The 18,715-nt window shown below is 63.4% G+C and carries 18 protein-coding genes; 10 read left to right on the top strand and 8 right to left on the bottom strand.

The window, feature by feature from the left end; genetic code table 11:
- Positions 1 to 48 precede the first annotated feature (48 nt).
- From AAGD32_07245 to AAGD32_07265, 5 genes are all read left to right on the top strand, one after another.
- Positions 49 to 1,122: a polyprenol monophosphomannose synthase gene (locus AAGD32_07245; protein MEM8874040.1), complete on the top strand. Its 1,074-nt coding sequence runs from the start codon at positions 49 to 51 to the stop codon at positions 1,120 to 1,122.
- Entirely contained in the window at positions 1,115 to 2,458 is a 1,344-nt protein-coding gene (locus tag AAGD32_07250; protein ID MEM8874041.1) for a hypothetical protein, read from the top strand. Before AAGD32_07245 ends, AAGD32_07250 begins: the two co-directional genes overlap by 8 nt.
- Before the next feature lie 9 nt (positions 2,459 to 2,467).
- A complete protein-coding gene (locus AAGD32_07255) occupies positions 2,468 to 3,124 on the top strand; it encodes a nitroreductase family protein (GenBank protein ID MEM8874042.1) in 657 nt (218 codons plus the stop codon).
- Positions 3,125 to 3,202: 78 nt separating this feature from the next.
- On the top strand, positions 3,203 to 3,931 hold the full coding sequence (locus AAGD32_07260) for a hypothetical protein (protein ID MEM8874043.1): 729 nt from the start codon (positions 3,203 to 3,205) through the stop codon (positions 3,929 to 3,931).
- Positions 3,932 to 4,018: 87 nt separating this feature from the next.
- A complete protein-coding gene (locus AAGD32_07265) occupies positions 4,019 to 5,107 on the top strand; it encodes a PilT/PilU family type 4a pilus ATPase (GenBank protein MEM8874044.1) in 1,089 nt (362 codons plus the stop codon).
- 7 nt (positions 5,108 to 5,114) lie between these two features.
- Here the strand turns inward: AAGD32_07265 and AAGD32_07270 are convergent, their stop codons facing one another.
- Entirely contained in the window at positions 5,115 to 5,582 is a 468-nt protein-coding gene (locus AAGD32_07270) for a polymer-forming cytoskeletal protein (protein ID MEM8874045.1), read from the bottom strand.
- A gap of 47 nt (positions 5,583 to 5,629) precedes the next feature.
- Positions 5,630 to 6,295 (bottom strand): hypothetical protein, encoded by a 666-nt coding sequence (locus tag AAGD32_07275; GenBank protein ID MEM8874046.1) that lies wholly within the window; start codon positions 6,293 to 6,295, stop codon positions 5,630 to 5,632.
- A 63-nt stretch (positions 6,296 to 6,358) separates the two neighbouring features.
- On the opposite strand from AAGD32_07275, the gene AAGD32_07280 reads away from it, so the two are divergent.
- From AAGD32_07280 to AAGD32_07290, 3 genes are all read left to right on the top strand, one after another.
- A complete protein-coding gene (locus tag AAGD32_07280; protein MEM8874047.1) occupies positions 6,359 to 7,498 on the top strand; it encodes an ATP-binding protein in 1,140 nt (379 codons plus the stop codon).
- Between the two features lie 19 nt (positions 7,499 to 7,517).
- Positions 7,518 to 8,540: a family 43 glycosylhydrolase gene (locus tag AAGD32_07285; protein MEM8874048.1), complete on the top strand. Its 1,023-nt coding sequence runs from the start codon at positions 7,518 to 7,520 to the stop codon at positions 8,538 to 8,540.
- Between the two features lie 61 nt (positions 8,541 to 8,601).
- Positions 8,602 to 10,482 carry an ATP-dependent DNA helicase RecQ gene (locus AAGD32_07290; protein ID MEM8874049.1) on the top strand — a complete coding sequence of 627 codons (1,881 nt, stop codon included), beginning with the start codon at positions 8,602 to 8,604 and terminating at the stop codon, positions 10,480 to 10,482.
- Here the strand turns inward: AAGD32_07290 and AAGD32_07295 are convergent, their stop codons facing one another.
- The 4 genes from AAGD32_07295 to AAGD32_07310 are packed head-to-tail and all read right to left on the bottom strand — an operon-like array spanning position 10,483 to position 12,416.
- Positions 10,483 to 10,986, bottom strand: a complete 504-nt coding sequence (locus AAGD32_07295; protein MEM8874050.1) for a DUF192 domain-containing protein — start codon at positions 10,984 to 10,986, stop codon at positions 10,483 to 10,485.
- Positions 10,983 to 11,351, bottom strand: a complete 369-nt coding sequence (locus AAGD32_07300; GenBank protein ID MEM8874051.1) for a hypothetical protein — start codon at positions 11,349 to 11,351, stop codon at positions 10,983 to 10,985. The genes AAGD32_07295 and AAGD32_07300 overlap by 4 nt, the downstream gene beginning before the upstream one ends.
- 10 nt (positions 11,352 to 11,361) lie before the next feature.
- A complete protein-coding gene (locus AAGD32_07305; GenBank protein ID MEM8874052.1) occupies positions 11,362 to 11,937 on the bottom strand; it encodes a Maf family protein in 576 nt (191 codons plus the stop codon).
- A 20-nt stretch (positions 11,938 to 11,957) separates the two neighbouring features.
- Positions 11,958 to 12,416: a hypothetical protein gene (locus AAGD32_07310; protein ID MEM8874053.1), complete on the bottom strand. Its 459-nt coding sequence runs from the start codon at positions 12,414 to 12,416 to the stop codon at positions 11,958 to 11,960.
- Between the two features lie 263 nt (positions 12,417 to 12,679).
- On the opposite strand from AAGD32_07310, the gene AAGD32_07315 reads away from it, so the two are divergent.
- Entirely contained in the window at positions 12,680 to 14,500 is a 1,821-nt protein-coding gene (locus tag AAGD32_07315; GenBank protein MEM8874054.1) for a phosphoenolpyruvate carboxykinase (GTP), read from the top strand.
- A gap of 201 nt (positions 14,501 to 14,701) precedes the next feature.
- Entirely contained in the window at positions 14,702 to 16,198 is a 1,497-nt protein-coding gene (locus AAGD32_07320) for a DASS family sodium-coupled anion symporter (protein ID MEM8874055.1), read from the top strand.
- Positions 16,199 to 16,266: 68 nt separating this feature from the next.
- Here AAGD32_07320 and AAGD32_07325 read toward each other — a convergent pair whose 3' ends face one another.
- Entirely contained in the window at positions 16,267 to 16,977 is a 711-nt protein-coding gene (locus tag AAGD32_07325; protein ID MEM8874056.1) for a hypothetical protein, read from the bottom strand.
- A gap of 188 nt (positions 16,978 to 17,165) precedes the next feature.
- Positions 17,166 to 18,539: a glycosyltransferase gene (locus AAGD32_07330; protein MEM8874057.1), complete on the bottom strand. Its 1,374-nt coding sequence runs from the start codon at positions 18,537 to 18,539 to the stop codon at positions 17,166 to 17,168.
- Positions 18,540 to 18,715: the final 176 nt, after the last annotated feature.

Below are 18,715 nucleotides of genomic sequence, written 5' to 3' on the forward strand. Positions count from 1 at the left end.
CATTTCGCCGACGCCCGATGGCAGGCAGTACCTGCCCTACGCTTGCGCTTGCCGACCGTCTCGCTCATCATCCCGACGCTCAATGAGGCGGCGAACTTGCCGGAGTTGGTGGGGCGGATCACCGCCGCGTTGCCGAATGCGGAGATTCTCGTCGTTGACGACGGCTCGACCGATGACACGGCCCGCGTCGCGGCGGACCTGCCCGTTCGGCTGATCGTGCGGGACGATCCTTCCGACGGGCTCAGCGGGGCGGTGCTGCGTGGCATCTCCGAGGCGAGCGGCGATGTCGTGTGTGTGATGGACGCCGACCTTCAGCATCCCCCCGAGGTTCTCCCCGCGATCGTCGGTCCGATCGTCGCGGACGAAGCTGACTTCGTCATCGGCAGCCGCTACGTGTCGGGCGGCACGGTCGGCGAGAAGTGGGGCATGGCCCGCCGGCTCAACAGCAAGCTCGCCACGGTTCTCGCGTTGCCGTTCAGCGGTGGCGTACACGACCCGATGAGCGGCTTCTTCGCGCTCCGCAAGTCGGCCGTCGACGAGGCGAGGTTTCTCTCGCCGCTCGGGTACAAGGTCGGCCTGGAACTGCTCTGCAAAACCAACCCGCGACGCATCCGCGAGGTGCCGATCCACTTCGATATCCGTAAGCACGGCACGAGCAAGCTGACGATCGCCGAACAGTTTCGTTACCTCGAGCACCTCAGCCGGCTGTACGACTTCACCTACCCCCGGCTTGCACCGATCCTGAAGTTCGCCGTCGTTGTGGCGTTGGCGTGGTTGTTTGGGGCGGCGGCGTTCGCGCTGACGCACACCGTTGCGCTTGCTTATCCCGTTGCGATCGCGGTGGCGGCATTGTTTCACTTCCGATACGTCCGCGCTCAGCGTCCGTTTCTCAAACGCAAGCGACCCTGGGTGGATTTTCTTCTCAGCGCCGCTGCCGAATGGGCATGGGCGGTTGCGGCCTCGTTGTACATCGGGACACGTCACGCGGCACCGCCGTGGGAGACGTTCGGCATCAGCTTCACCGTTGCGACGGTCGTCCGTTATGTGTTGCGGAAGGAGCTGATGCTCGACGTGCGCGGCTTGCGCTTCGAGCCGCGGGCGGCGGAGGTGGGTCGTGACTGATCCCGGTCTGGACCGACGGTTGGCGTGGTTCGTCGGCGTGATGTTTACCGTGTTGTCGCTGTTGTGCGCGTTGTGGTCGAAAGGGTTCGTCGAAGCCGACGGTGTGACGCATTACATGTACGCCCGGTTTGCGTTCGAGGATCCGAGATTGTTCGTGGACGTCTGGGGTCGGCCGGTGGTGACGTTGTTTCACGCGCCGTTCGCCGCTCTGGGCGGGCTATTCGTGACACGGGTGGCGTCGTTGCTGTTGGTGTTGGCTTGCGGGTGGTGTGCGTGGCGGATTGCGGTGGAGCTGGGACATCGGCGCCCGGTGTTGGCGTTCGCCGCAGTGCTCGCGTCGCCGCTGGCGTTTCTGCACAGCTTCGCGGTGCTGACCGAAGTGCCGTTCGCGCTGTTGGTCGGCCTGATGGCGTTGTCGTACTTGCGCCGGCGGTGGTGGGTGTTGGCGTTGGTGGTGGGTTTGATGCCGGCGACCCGGCCGGAGGGCTTTCCGCTTCTGATCGCGGTTGCCGTGGCGTTGACGTTGCATCGGCAGTGGCTGGTGTTGCCCTTGCTCGCGGTGCCGACGTTTGCGTGGTGGCTCGCGGCGCGGTGGTTGGGGATGCCGTTGCTCTGGCCGTACGCCGAAACTTCGCTTTACCCGGCCGGGCCGGTCTGGCATTTCGTGGTGTGTCTTCCGGTGATCGTTGGGCCGGCGATGATCGCGCCGCTGATCTTCGGCTTGCGACCGCAACCGTCGGAAGACACACACCGATCACGTTCGGCGTGGCTTATCACATTGCTCCCGCTCGGCGTCCTTGTCGGACACAGCGTGCTCTACGCGTTGGGCAAAATGGCAAGCAACGGCGAGTTGCGATACCTGTTGGTGATGCTGCCGTTGTGGGGTGTGCTGGCAGGGCGTGGTTGGGAGCGGATCGAACAGCGCGCGGCTTGGTTTGGCCGTCCGATGACGGTGGCGGGGGCCACGCTGCTCGCGCCGGTGATCATGGTTCAGCCGTTGTATTGGCCGGTCTTGCCGATCGAGGCGTCGACGCAGTTCGTGGCCGCCGAGCGGATCGCGGCGTGGTACGAGAGTGTTGAGAATCCGCCACCGTTGTTGTTCAGCGATCCGTCGGTGGCGCATTTCCTCGATGTGCCGATTTGGCCACACGCGGCATCGAAGCGTGCCTGGGCCGCCGCCGAGCCGGGTACGGTGATGGTTGTCGACCCGATCTACAGCAGGTTCAACTCGACCGGGCGGCAAACGATCGGCGAGGCCGAGCTTGAGCTTGGCGAGGAGCTGCACGCGCCGGTGGCGTTGCCTGAGGGGTATCGCTTCTTCCGCCGACTGCCGTAACGTGATTGCATGAGTGAGACTCAAACGCCGTTGGACCGGTCCGGCTACCCCGACGTTGATCCCGTTGCGGGCGCTCGGGTTTTCGCCGACACGATGGCAGGGCGGCGTAGCGTGCGGCACTTTTCCGACGAACCGGTCCCGCGCGAGGCCATCGAGCAGATCATCCGTGCGGCCACGCTCGCGCCCAACGGCGCGAACAAACAGCCTTGGCGTTTCGTTGCCGTGAGCGAACCTGCTTTGAAGCGGAAAATTCGCGTCGCCGTGGAAAACGAGGAGCGGGCGTTTTACGAACATCGCGCGTCGGACCGTTGGCTCGACGACCTCGCGCCTCTCGGCACCGACGCGAGCAAGCCGTACCTCGACGTTGCACCCTGGCTCATCGCTGTGTTCAAGCTTGCCAAAGGCGACGACGGTTCACAGGTGTACTACGCGAACGAGTCGGTTGGCATCGCGGTCGGGTTGCTGTTGGCGGCGGCACATCACGCCGGTCTCGCGACGCTGACCCACACGCCAAGCCCGATGGGGTTTCTCGCCGACGTGTTGGAACGCCCAAAAAATGAACGTGCGTTTTTGCTCATCCCGGTCGGCTACCCGGCGTCCGACGCCCGGGTACCGGTTAAGGCTTTGGCGCGGCGGGATCTTTCGGAAGTGCTGGACGTCCGATAATCGATCGGCCTGTTCCGCGTCCGTGGACGTGGTATGCTGCGGGCTCTTGCAGGGGCTGGCACAATCCAGGAAGCAGTTATGCGTCTGAGCAGAGTCTTGGCGGTGGGGTTCGTTTCGTCTTTGGGTTTGATCACAGCGGCATCGGCAGCGCCGACGACCTTCGTCGCCGACGACGGTCGGGGCTCGATCAACACCGGGCCCGGCGCGTTCGAGAGCGTCGATGTCGTCTGGGGCAACTACTTCACGACCGACACGCCGACGCGGATCGCGTCGATCTCGGTCGCCTTCGGCCGAATCGCCGAGGATGAATCGGTCACCGTGTTCGTGTTGAACGATCCGGACAACGACGGTGACCCGACCAACGGCGTCGTCACCGGGACGGGCGTGGGGCTTGTCACAACGACCAACGCCAACAACGCCGATGAGTTCGACACGTTCGTGGACTACGACATCACCGGCGGTCCAGAGGGCACGTCGCTCGGATTTGTTGAAGGCGGTTTCTTCGTCGGCGTGCTGGTCAATGACCTCGACGCGCTCAATCCGCGACCCGGGCAAAATGGTTTGCGCGACGCGCCGGCCCGGCGTGATGATGACACGGCCGACGGTGCGGGTTGGTTCTTCTTCGGCGGTGGGAACGAGACGGACTTGAACGATTTGGCCGCCTTGCCGGTCGGGATCAACGTCGGCGATCCGGCGGTCTTCGGCGGGTTGGCGGGTAACAACCTGGTCCGTGCCGTGAGTGTGCCGGAGCCGGCCGTGATGGCTTGGGTTGGATTTGTGCTTGCCGCTTTTCGGCGGCGTCGCTGATTGTCGCACCGGGCAAGACGTCACCACGCCTGCGTTACGGCATGAACTTGGTATGCTGTCACCGGCATTCAACCGGGGCAGTCTTCCATGAATCTTCAGCAGTTACTCGAGGCGGTCATTCACCACAAGGCGAGCGACCTGCACTTGCAATCCAACGCCGTGCCGACGGTGCGGATCGACGGCAAGCTCCACCCGCTCAACACGCCGGCCAACTCGCCCGAGGAAATGGATGTGCTTGCGGGTGAGCTTTGCGACGAGCGACAACTCGCGCACCTCGCCGAACACCGCGCGGTGGACTTTGCGATCACGCGGGAAGGCTTGGGGCGTTTTCGTGTCGCCATGTTCCACGAGCGTGGACACAAGGCGGCCGCGCTGCGTGCCATCCCGCACGAGATCCCGACGATCGATAAGCTTCAACTGCCGCCGGTGATCAAGGACATTGCCGAGACGCCGCGCGGATTGGTGCTCGTGACAGGCACGACCGGTTCGGGCAAGACGTCGACCCTCGCGTCGATGATCCGCCATCAGAACGAGAAGTACGCCTATCGCATCATCACGATCGAGGATCCGATCGAGTTCGTGCAGGAGAACAAGCAGTCGCTCATCGCACAGCGAGAAGTTGGGCATGACGCGGAGTCGTTCCTCGCCTCGCTCCGTGAGGCCGTTCGGCAAGACCCGGACGTGATTCTGGTGGGCGAACTGCGCGATCCCGAGACGCTCGCGACGGCTCTTCAGGCGGCCGACACCGGGCACCTCGTCTTCAGCACGGTCCACACCACCAGCGCGAGCCAAACACTCCAACGTTTGGTCGCGCTGTTCCCGTTGGACCGTAAGGAGATGTTGTTGGGTCAGTTGGCCAACAACCTCGTCGCGATCATCAGCCAGCGCCTCGCCCGCAGCGCCGACGGACATGGCAGACTGCCGGCCGTCGAGATCCTTCGGCAGTCACCCATCACGCGCAAACTCATCCTCGAAAACAAGCCGGCCGGACTGAACCAACTCATCGCCAACCGTGAGAACGGGATGCAGTTGTTCGATCAGCACTTGGCCGATCTGATGCAGCAGAAGAAGATCACGCTCGCCGAAGCGCAGCACTTGGCGACGAGTCCCGAAGCCGTCAGCATGAGCAGCCGCGGCCTACGCGGCGGCGACCTCGCGGGCGGCTTGGTGTCGTAACCAGATGTTACCGATCATGAACCGACTTACCGTCCTGACCGGGTTTTTTGACCGGCTTCCAGTCGCGGACGCTTCCGCTGTTGTTGGGTAGATCGTCTTCGCCGAAGGTGAGATTGTCCTTCTTGACCGTGTCGCCACGCTTGGTGGTGATTTTGCCGAGGATGCGTCCGTCAGGCTCGATGAAAAGGCGCCCGCCATCGTTGGTCGCCGGCCCGTGGATCAGGCCGGAGACGATGACTTTGGCCCCGCGTGCGACGAACAGGCTGCCGCTGACTTGGCCGAAGACATGGACGCGCCCGCCGTACTCGACGATCAGATCGCCCTGGACATTGCCGCGCATCCAGAACTTACCTCCGTCGAGGACGCGGACGTCGCCGACGATCGTGCCCCAGAGTACGTAGCGTTCGGCGATGACGGCGTCGCCTTGAATCCGTCCGCGCTCTTCCTTGGTCGATTGATTCTCTTGATCTGCCATCTTTTCTCGGCCTTCCGCGAAGTGTTCGCGAAGTCTAGCCATTCCGTTTACGCGACGGTGTCCGAAGGCTCGGTGTGAATGCGGTCTGCGGTTCCGAGCTCGCCCAACGCGAGCTTAAACCCACGCCCGCTTTTGAGCAGCACCAGTACCACCACCAGCAAGGTCGCCAGCGGAGCTACGACGAACCGCAGCCAGTTGAGATAGGTCGATGTCGATCCCCAATCGTCGGAGGCCACGCCGAACATTCGCAACTCGCCGAACGTGTACAGGACGCCGGGCAGGGCGAACACGCTTCGCGTGAGCGCCGCTTCGGTAAGAAACAACTGCGTCGGGAAGGTGAGCACCAGCAGTGCCAGCGACCAACCCAGTGCCGCTACCGCCGGTGCGACGCCAAGGCGCCGGTCGGCGGTGATCAGCAGTGCCTGGGCGAGAATCGCCACGACGAGAACGATCGACACCAGGACGCCGAGCGATGTGGTCGCTCCCAACAAGTAGTGCAACACCTGTTCGCCGCCGGAAAGTTCGGCCGTGGTGTAACCGATGGCATCGCTCTGGATGACTTCGATCGTCGCATAGTGCGCAAGAAAGAAGATCACCAACTGCATCAAAAGCACAACGGCAAGCAGCAGCAACGCAAGCGATCGCAATCGACGTACTTTGCGAAGGGCAAGTTCATAGTCCGGGCTTCCCGCAGCGGGTGGGACGAAAGTCATGCCCGATTTGTAACCCCAACATCGCGGTGCGGGCAACTTCGACGGACGGTGTAGGATCGGATCATGGCAGTCAGCTGGGCGAGTTTCGAGCGGTACAAGCAGCGGGGTCTAGACGCGCGGCGGGCCGGGCAGTGGGAATCAGCGCGGACGTACTTGCTCGAAGCCAGCCGGGCGATGGTGGAGCTTGCGCGTCAGTCTGACAGTGACGCGATCGCGGCGGCCCGTCGTGACACTGCGGCGAAGCTGCTCGAACTCGCCAAGGATTGTGCCGACGCCAAGGAATCGGGCCGAAAGGCGCCCGGCGTGGACCGCGGCAGCGGCAAGCAGGCAGCCAGCGCCGAAGGCGAAGAGGACATCGACGGAGACAAGTTTCTCGTCAAGGAAAAGCCGGGCATCACCTTCGCCGACGTCGCCGGGCTCGAAGACGTGAAGGAAGACATCCGGCTCAAGATGCTTTATCCGTTCCAGCATCCTGAGCTCGCCGAGCGGTTCGGCATCCGCGCCGGCGGGGGCGTGTTGCTGTTCGGGCCGCCGGGCACAGGCAAGACGATGCTCGCCAAGGCAACCGCCGGCGAGTTGGACGCGGCGTTCTTCAAGGTCAGTCCCGCCGAGGTGCTGAGCAAGTGGGTCGGCGAGGCCGAGCAGAATGTGAAAGCGCTGTTCGACGCAGCCGCCGATGAGCCGCGTGCGGTGATCTTCATCGACGAGATCGAAGCGTTGGTTCCCGCTCGACGCGATGACGGCGGGACGAGTGTGATGCAGCGCGTGGTGCCGCAGATACTTCAGGGCATGGAAGGGTTCGAGAAGAAGGCCGGGCATCCCGTGTTGTTCATGGGGGCGACGAACGTGCCGTGGCAGCTCGACAGCGCGGTGCTGCGGCCCGGGCGGTTTGATGAGAAGGTCTACGTGCCGCTGCCCGACGACGCGGCCCGGGTGAAAATGCTGGAGATCTACCTCGGCAACCGCCCGCTTGCCGACGACGTGGACCTGGATCGTCTCGCGTCGAAGCTCGCCGGCTACAGCGGGGCTGACATCAAGTACATCGCCGACCGCAGCGCGGTGATTCCGTTCATGCGCAGCGTCGCCAGTGGCGAGCCGGGGGAGATCACGGCCGAGGTGGTCGAGGAAGTCATCGCCGCGACCCCGCCGTCGGTTCGTCGCGATTCACTGGCCCGTTTCGACGAATGGGCCGCGGCACACTGACTTTGGTATATTGAGCGGCATGACTTTTGTCTTTATCGCACTCTTGTCCTTTGCCATGCAGAGCACCGCACCCGCGACGAACCCTGGCACCGCTCGCGTGGCGGACAAGCCGTTGTTCGAGGATCCGGTTTTCGATGGGGCCGCCGATCCTTCGATCATCTGGAATCGCGAGACCGAGACGTGGTTCATGTTCTACACCAATCGTCGGGCAAACATGGAGGAACCGGACGGTGTCGAATGGGTGCATGGCACGCGCATCGGGATCGCCGAATCGGCCGACGGTGGCGCGACGTGGGAGTACGTCGGCGAGGCCAACATTGATCTTGCAGACGGCGGCCCACAGACGCACTGGGCGCCTGCGGTCGTTCACCGCCAAGGCCGCTACCACATGTTTCTCACGCACGTTCCGGGCATTTTCACGAATTGGAAGCATTCCCGTTCGATCGTGCATCTGACGAGCGAGAACTTGCGCGACTGGACGTTCCACTCGACGCTCGACCTCGACTCGACACGCGTGATCGATGCGGGCGTGTTTCCCCTGGCTGATGGGACGTGGCGGCTGTGGTACAAGGACGAAATGCAAAAGGCGGCGACGTTCTACGCCGACAGCCGCGACCTCGAAACTTGGCAAGTGGTTGGGCGGGCCACCGAGGGCCCGCCTTCGGAAGCGCCGGTCGTGTTCCGATGGAAGGACCGGTACTGGCTGATTGTGGATGAGTGGTCCGGACTTGGTGTTTATCACAGCGATGACGCAGCCACGTGGACGCGCCAGGAAGGGCCGCGCCTTCTGAGCCAGCCCGGGACCGGGCCACAGGACAAGGTCAAAGGCAGCCACCCCGATGTCTTGGTCAGCGATGATCGTGCCTACCTTTTCTATTTCACGCACCCCGGTCGACGCGGCGGCGTCGGTTTCGTCAGCCCCGCCCAGCGCCGCAGCGTCATGCATGTCACTGAGCTAAGCCTCGAAGACGGACGTTTGACGACCGACCGAAACGCACCGACTTACATCGATCTGAAACCGGGCGAATCACCCGGCCGCTGATGTTTGGAGCACCTTGCAGCCCGACAGACGTCGGCCGAGTTGGTCCGTAAGGTAACGGTGCATGACGGATCTCGATGCGGTACTGAAGGAGCAGTTCGGCCTGGAAGAGTTCCGGCCGGGCCAGCGCAAGGTCATCGAGGCGACGATTGCGGGGCGGGACGTGCTGTGCGTCATGCCGACCGGAGCGGGGAAGTCACTCTGCTATCAGTTGCCGGCGTTGGTCAAGGGTGGGCTGACGCTCGTGGTTTCGCCGTTGGTTTCCCTGATGGCGGATCAGGTGCGGCAGTTGGAAGAACGCGGGCAAAACGCGCTGCTGTTCAACTCGACGCTTACCGCTGGTGAGCGACGTGACGTGATCAGCCGGATTCGTGACGGCTTCGAGGGCCTGCTCTATGTCGCGCCCGAACGGTTTAACGACGACAACTTCGTCGACCTGCTCGCCGGTTGCGACCTCCGACTTTTCGCCGTGGATGAGGCGCACTGCATCAGCCAGTGGGGTCACGACTTTCGGCCCGAGTACCAGCAGCTCGGCCCGGTCGTGGATCGGCTGGGTCGTCCGACGTGCATCGCGCTCACGGCCACCGCCACCGCCGATGTCCGCAACGACATCCGCAACTCGCTCGGCCTCGACGATCCGCTCGTGCAGGTCTCCGGCTTCGACCGCACCAACCTCGGCTACCACACCGTCACCGCACAGAAGGTCGCCGAGAAACAGACGCTGCTCATGCGGCTCGTGCGGGAGCAGAAAGGCAGCGGCATCGTCTACTGCTCGACACGCAAGAACGTCGACGAGGTCACGTCGCTGCTGGCCGGGACGTGTCCGGGGCGGACGGTCGTCGCCTACCACGCCGGCATGGACGATGCCGCGCGTAAGTCGAATCAGGAGACGTTCATGGACTCCCCGGACGCGGTCGCGGTGGCGACCAACGCGTTCGGCATGGGCATCAACAAGCCGGACATCCGGTTCGTCATTCACTACAACCTGCCCGGCACGTTGGAGGCGTACTACCAGGAAGCCGGCCGGGCCGGCCGCGATGGTCGGGCGGCAGTTTGCACACTGCTTTACAGCTTCGCCGACAAACGCACGCAGGACTTTTTCATCAGCAAGATCGGCGACCGCGGCGAGGTTGAGCCCGAACGCATCGCCGAACTGCAGGAGCGTGCGAACGCCAAGCTCGAGAGCGTCATCCGCTTCGCACGCCAACGTCGCTGTCGCCGGCAGATGATCCTTGATTACTTCGGCGACGACGCGGAGATCGAGTGCCACAACTGCGACGTCTGCGGCGGCGGGGCACCGGTGGCCGAGGACGTCGTGGAAGTGCCCGAGCACGTTACGCTTGCGATCCGTCAAATGCTCAGCGCCATCGCACGGCTGCACCGTCGGTTCGGACTCGGCAGCGTCGCGGAAGTGCTCGCCGGTAGCGAGAACGAGAAGATGCGCCGCTGGGGCTTGAATGAACTGCCGACCTTCGGGCTCATGCGGGATCGGCAGATCAAGCAGATCATCGCGATGCTGCATCGGGTGATGGAGTCCGGGCTCGCCCGGCAGGTGGACCCGGAGAACGCGCGGCGGCCGGTGGTTGAGCTGAGCAACGCCGGGCTCGCGGTGATGAAGGGCCAGACGCCGCCGCCGGTGTCGTTGGCGGATCTGATCCCGCGTCAGCGAAAGCTCGCGGTCGCCCCAGTTCGGCGGTCGGTCGAGAACGAGTTCGATGTCGACTACACGCCCGAAGCGCGGGAGCGGTTCGAACGGCTGCGCGAGATGCGAACACGCCTGGCGTCGGAGGCGGCGGTGCCGCCTTACGTCATCGCCAGCAACCGAACGCTCGAGGCCATCGCGACCGCCGAGCCGACCACGCCCGAGGAGTTGGAGTCCGTCCCTGGCATGGGCCCGAAGAAAGTCGCCCAGTACGGCGATGCGATTCTCGACGCGTTGGGCTGATCACTCGGCAGTGTCCGGGCGAACTTCAGCGGGCATGAGCAGCACGTCACCGACCTTGATTCCCGCTTCGCCGGCCATACCCGCGTTGAGTTCGATCACCCACTGACAACGCCCGTCGCTATCGGTCAGGTCTCGAGAGAGTGGCGTCATCTGAGCGATTTTGGTCACCGTGCCGGTCGCATCGACGAAGATAATGTCCAACGGGATCAACGTGTCTTCCATCCAGAAGCTGAGTTGGCCCGGCTTGGGGAAAACGAAGATCATGCCGTCCTTCTTGCCCATCTCCGTCACATGCATGAGGCCGATCTCGCGCTCGGTCGGATCGTTGGCGATCTGCAAGTTGAACCGCAGGTTGCCGAGCCGCATCTGGGTCGTCGGCAGGTCTTGCGGTTCACCGGCGGGGGCGCGGGTCTCGGGTTCCGCCGCGACCGTCTCGACCGCCGGTGCCTGATCACAGGCGACGGACAACGCGAGCAACAGCGCGGGAATGGTGAGCCACTTCATGGTGCTTGGTCCGGGGTCTGGTGGGGCGTTTGCGCGAGGCGCTTGCGTTGGCTGTCGCGCAGCTTTTGGGTGAGCCGGATGTCGATCAGTGCGAGGATCATCAGGGTCATCAGCAGAATAAAGACCGCTGCAAGCGCGATCAGCATGGTCCATCGGCTCTTGCTGTTGTACCCGAAATCAATGGCGAAGATGCTCGCACTGATGAGGATCATCGTGATCCCGCCCGCTTGTCGAAGGCGAACACGCAAGCGGTTGGTGCGGGCGTCCTCGAACTCGGCGAGCCGGCTCGCGGCGGGGCTGACAAACACGTAGTACCCGCCGATCGTGGCGAGCAGCACCGCGAAAATGCCGGGAATCATGGACACCGGCCCGATGTTACGGTCCGACCGGTGTGACGCCGAGTTGCTCCAGGAGCATTTGCGTTTTGTTCATGGGCAAGCCCATCACCGTATCGCGTCGGCCGTCCAGGTCGGTGACGAACGGATCATCGTTCTGAATGCCGTACGCGCCGGCCTTTCCATCCCAGGCGTCGCTGTCGAGGTAGCGTTCGAGTTCCTCGTCGGAGAGCGGGCGCATGGTGACGCGGGCGACGTCGACGGAGGTTTCGAGCCGGTCGCCGAAGCCGACGGCGACGCCGGTAGCGACCAGGTGTGGCGGGCCGGTGAGTTTGCGGATGATCCGGGCGGCATCGGCGCGGTCGGTCGGTTTGCCAAGAAGCGTTCCGTCCGCTGCGGCCACGGTCGTGTCGGCACCAATGACGACGGCCTCCGGGAAGTGTGCGGAGATCGCCGCACACTTCTCACGGGCCAGCACCTGTGCCAACTGTTCGGCCCCGTCCGCCTGGAAGGACGCCTCATCGAGGTCGGCCGGGACGACATCGAAGTTGTAGCCGGCGTTGGTCAGGAACTGACGGCGACGCGGCGATGCGCTGGCAAGGATCAATCTCGGCATCGGTGCGTGTCCGCTCGTACTTACGTGCTGGGGCCGTCGACGGGACGCAACTCAACGGCGGTACCCTCGGGGAAACGGACGACGAAGTCGCCGGGCGCGATCGGCCGGTTCGAGTCGAGCACCTCGAAGAAAGTCTGTCCGCCGGCTCCGTTGAACGCCTTGACCAGCCCGACCTGTTGCTCGTTGCCGTCGATGATGAGGGCGAGGGCGCCGTTGGGGATGCCGGTGATCTCGGCGGCGATGAAGACGCCGCCGTCGATCGTTTTGACCTCGGTGATGGCCCCGACCTTCGCCCCGGACACGTCGCGGCCGTAGACCGCCTGGAGTTGCGTGGCACGGTCGATCGCTGAGGCCCGCATTTCGGTCGGCATCTCCGTGGAGACCGGCGGTTCGGCTTTGGGTTTGCAGCCGACAACGGCCACGGACAGGACAGCGGCGGTCAGGACAACGGGGCCGGCGGCAACCAAAGAGCTTCGCATCCCGCTAGTAGACACCGAACCGCCCCCGCTTGGCAAGTACCAACGCGCCGCACGGCAACGGGCCGTTCATCACGAGACATGCGGCAAAAAATGTCCATTCCCTGCGGTGATACGCCGCATGCGGCGAATTGGTCTGACGACTTTGCACCTTGCGCGACGATCCGAACAATGGGACGGGGAGCCGACAGCGTGTCGACATCATCGTTTCCGGGACCAGGTCCCATCGAGGTTGCAATTAAGGGCAGGACAGAACCATGACGCAGATGACGAACGATCCGGCAGTCGAAGACCACTTGGCGGATTGCCCGACCGACAACCCGCATGTGTTGGCGTTCCTTCGGAGCGCGGTCAGCAAGTGCCGACCCGACAAGGTTCATTTCTGCGACGGCACGGAGTCCGAGCGTGATGCGCTCTACGAGAAGGGGATCGAAGAAGGCATTTTCATTCGGCTGAATCAGGAGAAGCTCCCCGGTTGTTACTTGCATCGTTCGGACCCAAGCGATGTGGCCCGGGTCGAGAAGCTCACGTTCATCTGCACGCCCAGCGAGGACGACGCCGGCCCGACCAACAACTGGTGGCAGGATCGTGAGGCCTACGCGAAGCTCAACGAGGAGTTCGAGGGCAGCTTCGAGGGCCGGACGATGTACGTCATCCCGTTTATCATGGGGCCGCCCGGTTCGCCGCTGGCCAAAGTCGGCGTGCAGATCACCGACAGCATCTACGTCGTGCAATCAATGGGCATCATGACACGCATGGGCCTTCTGGCGTGGAAGCAGCTCGGACAGTCCGACGAGTTCACCCGTTGCTGGCACAACACCGGCGAACTCGATCCGAACGATCGCTACATCGCCCACTTCCCTTACGACAACGTGATCATGTCGTACGGCTCCGGTTACGGCGGTAATGCGCTGCTCGGCAAGAAATGCCTCGCGCTGCGTATCGCCAGCTTCCTCGGCAAGCAACAAGGCTGGATGGCGGAGCACATGCTCATTCTCGGGGTCACCGATCCCAATGGCGAAAAGACGTACGTCACCGGTGCGTTCCCCAGTGCCTGCGGTAAGACCAACTTCGCGATGTTACAGCCGCCCCAGAAGTACGTCGATGAGGGCTGGAAGGTCACCACGGTCGGCGACGATATTGCGTGGATGTGGGCGGATCAGGTCACTTGCAAGATGCGGGCGATCAACCCCGAGAACGGTTACTTCGGGGTGTTGCCGGGTACGAACTACGAGTCCAATGCCAGCGCGATGGAGTCGATGAGCCGGGACACGATCTACACGAACGTCGCCATGACCGAGGATGGCGATGTGTGGTGGGAAGGTAAGACCAAAGAGCCGCCGTCGGGCAAGATCATCAACTGGCTCGGTAATGAATGGACGCCCGACTCTGATGAAAAGGCAGCCCATCCCAACAGCCGATTTACCGCGCCGATGCGTAACAACCCGGTCCTCGATGAAGCCGCCGACGACCCGGCGGGTGTGCCGGTGAGTGCGATCATTTTCGGTGGCCGACGCTCCAACACAATCCCGCTTGTGTTCCAGTCATTCAACTGGATCCACGGCGTTTATGTCGGTGCGACACTTGGGTCCGAGGGGACGGCCGCCGCCGAAGGCAAAATCGGCAGCGTCCGCCGTGATCCGATGGCGATGCTTCCGTTCATCGGCTACAACGTTCGCGACTACCTGATCCACTGGTTCCGCATGCGTAAGGAGATGACCGATTGTCCGCGTATCTTCCACGTAAACTGGTTCCGAAGGGACCCCGAGACGGGTAAGTTTCTCTGGCCAGGGTTCGGAGAAAACATGCGTGTTCTGAAGTGGATCATCGCCCGCTGCCACGGCGGTGCAGGTGCGATTGAGACGCCGCTTGGCTGGATGCCCCGGCCCATGGACATCGACCTGGAAGGTCTCCGGGACGTCGACGGCAGTGACTTCGATGCCAAGGACTTTCAGGCCCTCGAACGTGTCGATGGCGATGCGTTCAAGCAGGAGATGCTCAGCCAGGAAGAGTTGCTTTTGCGGCTCGCCGGTGATCTGCCCAAGGAAATGGTTTTCCAACGGGAGTTGCTCATCAGCCGCCTTTAAGTCAGGTGACGCCGGACGTGGAGGCGTTCGCTGCCGACACCTGTTTTACCCATTCGCGGAGGCTTCAAACTCACCCGCGCGACACGCGCATCGAGGTGTGGCATGCACCGTCCCAACGAGGACGCCGGCCCCGTCAAGCCGGCATCGGTTTCCCCGTCCGAATCCGTTCCTGACAACCAAGCCCGATCTGAAAGGGCTCCCATGGATCTTGAGTCGGCCGAACGCCATCCGACGGATCTGGCCGTCATTTACGAGCCGGGCGTCTCGGACAGGACCGAGTTCGCCGTCCGCGAGATCGCGGCCGGCATGTTCCGAAACGCAGCGCCGGCGCTGGCATGTCTGGTCTTTAGCGGCCTTGTCGTGTCCATGATGTTTTCGTTCACCGACGTGCCTCGGGAAGGCGTGTGGATGAGTGGCATCTTCACGCTCGCCGCGGCGTTGTGGTGTACCCAGTCGATCCCGCTATTCGCCACGAGCATTTCCGTTTTCGCGCTGATGGTGATCTTCCTGGCCAATCCGGGTGATTGGCCCTGGCTCGGGTTCGAAAACTCGGACAATGCGCCGCGCTATCAGGACATCCTCGCGGTGGCGGCCAACCCGGTCATCTTCCTGTTCTTCGGTGGATTCTTGTTAGCGCATGCGATCACGCGGCAGGGTGTCGACCGCGTCGTGGCCGGCAAGGTGCTTCGACCGTTCACCAACAAACCACGCATCGCGCTGCTGGCGGTCATGGTCGTCACGGCCGTGATGAGCATGTGGATGAGCAACACCGCCGCGACGGCGCTCATGATCGCACTGACCGCGCCGATGATCGCCAAGACCGAGGCGACCGATCCGTTCCGCGTCGCGCTGATCCTCGGTGTCGCGTTCGCGGCCAACGTCGGCGGAATGGCCACGCCCATCGGCACGCCGCCCAATGCCGTCGCCGTTGCGGCGCTCGGCAAGGCGGGCGTTCATGTGAGCTTCCTCAACTGGATGGCGATCGGTCTGCCGTTGATGGTGGCGCTGCTGACGCTGACCTGGCTCATCCTGGCGACGGTGTTCAAGCCCCAAGCGAAGCAACTGGAGATGGAGCCGAAGAAGACGCCGCTCAACGCGCGCGGCTGGTTCGTCATCGTGATTTTCGCGCTGACGGTGGTCGGCTGGCTCACGACGAGCCTGCACGGCCTGAGCAGCGGTGTCATCGCGCTGTTGCCCGCACTGGCGTTGACCGCGACCGGTGTCTTGACCCGGCACGACATCGACACACTGGAGTGGGACGTTCTGATCCTCATCGCTGGCGGCATCGCGCTAGGCACCGGGATGCAGGCTGCCGGACTCGACGGTGTGATCGCCGATCAACTCTCGGCGATTCCGGGCGTGCTGCTGGTCGGCTCGCTGGCCGTGATCACGCTGTTGCTCAGCACATTCATGAGTAACACCGCTGCGGCGAACCTTTTCTTACCGATCGCGATCGGTCTGTTTGCCGGAAGTGATAACGCAACGCCGGCGATCACCGCAGCCGTCTGCGTCGCACTCTCGGCGAGCATCGCAATGGCCATGCCGATGAGCACCCCGCCCAACGCGATCGCGTTCAGTACCGGTCATGTGACGACACGCCAGATGGCCGTCTGGGGCGCGACCATCGGCGGCGTTGGCCTGGCCGCCCTCGTCCTCGGCGGCGGGGCCGTCGTGCGGTTCTGGGCAAACGCGTTCTGACGTTGAGCGGCGACCAAAGGGAGTTTGGACAAGGCTCCCGCCGGTCGCTGCTCAAGGGGGGAAAACGATCACTTCTTCAACCGACGCCACGCGAACGCGCCGACGAACATGCCAAGCCCGCCCCACGCCGTCGCGGGCAGCGGTATCACCGCCGGGTCGCCGTCCCCGCCCGGTCCACCGCCGACGCCGCCGTCATCACCGTCGTCGTTCATGCCGTGAAGGTCGTCATCGTCCGGTTCACTGAAGCTCAGCGTGAAGTCCAGATTCCGAAGGATCGCTAGCGCGACGTTGTCGCCCGCGTCGAAGCCTTCTTCGACGAGAAAGTACTCCGTCGAATACTCATACTCGCCAGGTTGAAGTTGGCCGCTCAACGTCTGTGCATCCTCGTCGAACGTGACACCTGACCCCAGTCGTGAAATCGTGAGCGGAATGTCCAGGTCGTTCGCAGCCATCCCCAGACTCGCGTCGTTCAGAACGTCGAAGACGGACACCGAGTCCGATGTGGAAAAGAGCGACGTGATGATCGCACTGCTGTCAGCTCCGCCGAGGGAGCTGTAACTGCTGTCGGTCGGTAGCTGAAGCATGAAGTCGATCGCGCTATCGACGGCAAACGCAACTCGAACGCTGCTCGAGATGGAACCAAACCCCTCGACCACGGTGTAGCTGCCGTCGAAAGAGGTGGCGATTTGCTCGTCGCTGATGCTCGATTCGAACGACAGGTTGCCCGAGCCAGTGTCCAAGCCTTCCAAGTCGCGGTCGAGATCGACGATCTCGTCCACGATAAAGCTTTCGGTGAAACCACCCACTTGAAGTTGGGCAGACTGCCGGGCCGAGAGCAGGGTAATGCCGGCGTAAGCGGTTGAGCTGAGTGCGGTAGTGATCGCAAGAGCGAGTAACGTGGATCGGGCTGGGCACTTCATCGTGGTAAGCATGGCCCGATAACGACGTCACGCAACAGAAAATCGTTTCACCCCGCAAACGGTCCGGTGGATCTACGCGGCTTCTGCTGCTGCGGTGGCGGTGGGACCGCGACTTTCGGTACAACCGGTCTTGGCCGGGCGGCTTCGAGGCCGGTGGTGGTCTTGGTCGCCTCGTCGTAGAGCGTGAGCATCTGCGGTAGAACCGCGTCGAGGCTGTAGCGGTCGATGATCATCTGCTCGGCGGCTTGGCCGAGGTGGCGGTGGCCGGGGATGTCTGCGAGCACTTCCAACGCCTTGTCGGCGAACTCGTCGGGGTTGAAGAAGTCGGCGACCAGTCCGTTCACGCCCGGCTCGATCATCTCGAGCACCGGCGGCGTGTCACTCCCGAGAACGATCGCCCCGCAGCTCATCGCGTTCATGCTCGACCAACTGAGCACGAACGGCACGGTGAGGTAGATGTGCAGGTCCGTCGCCGCGAGGAGCTCGCTCAACTGCATCGGCTCCATGCGGCCGACGAAGTGCAGACGCGAGAGGTCGGCGTTCTTGAACTCGTCTTGATCGAGCACCCACTGCTTGAATGTCTTGCCCGAGGTGTGTGATTCGTCGCCGCCGTAGGCGATGCGTTCGGTGCCGACGACGAGAATGCGGACCTTCGGATCCCGGTCGAGGATGCGTCGTGCGGCCTTGGCGAAGATGTCGAAGCCACGCATGGACTCGAAGCCGCGCGAAACGTAAGTCACCAGCTTGTCGTCGGACGCGACTTCGACGTTGGCGAAGGTGCGGGTGGTCCGCGATCCCGGCTCGGGGCGGAGTTCGTCGTTGCGTGAGTGCCAGACGCCGCGATCGATGCCGTCGAAGATCACGCGCAGCTTCTTCGTGTACTCGTCGGGAAAGCGCGAGCGCTGGAAAGCGGTGGGGCAGTAGCCGTGCTGGCAGTTCTGCAGGTCCAGCAGGATCATCGCGTTGCGGCACCGGCTGCGCTGGTACTTCCACACGCCCGCCTCCCAGCCGAGCTGGCGCAGGTCATGGCGGAAGTCCATGTCGCTGTTGGCGTCGTGCGGGAGGTAGTAGTACTCGAAGAAGTTGATCACCGGCACGTCCGGGAACAGCTCCCGCAGGAACAGCGTCGACCCGAAGCCCGAGTGCCCGACGATCAGGTCCGGCTTCACGTCCGGCCGATCGGCGAGTGCGCGAAACACGCCGTCGCAGTGCCAGACGGTGTTCTCGAAGGTCCGAGAACAGAAGTGGTTCTTGGGCGTCGCACCGCCGAGGCGTTTGTACTGGATCTTCTCGATGTTGCCGTCCTTGCCGGCGGGCGTCTCGGAGACGAAGGTGCATTTCCAGCCGAGCTTGTCGGAGAGGTGGTGGGCGATGTGGCCGAACTGGGCCGGGTAGTTCTGGTGGACGTAGAGGACGTGCATGTGGAGGGGGGAGTCTAACGGCGAATTTGGTTTTGCCGAGCCTGATAACCGGTGTCATACTGCGTGTGCCGGGTCTGACGGCGGGCGTGGTGGTGCTGGGACGTCGGGTTTTACCGGCATTCCCAAACACGCCACCAAAGCCGACCGTTCTCTTCGCCGATGTCATTACGGGGAAC

The sequence above is a fragment of the Planctomycetota bacterium genome (assembly GCA_039182125.1).
Classification (GTDB): Bacteria; Planctomycetota; Phycisphaerae; order Tepidisphaerales; family Tepidisphaeraceae; genus JBCDCH01.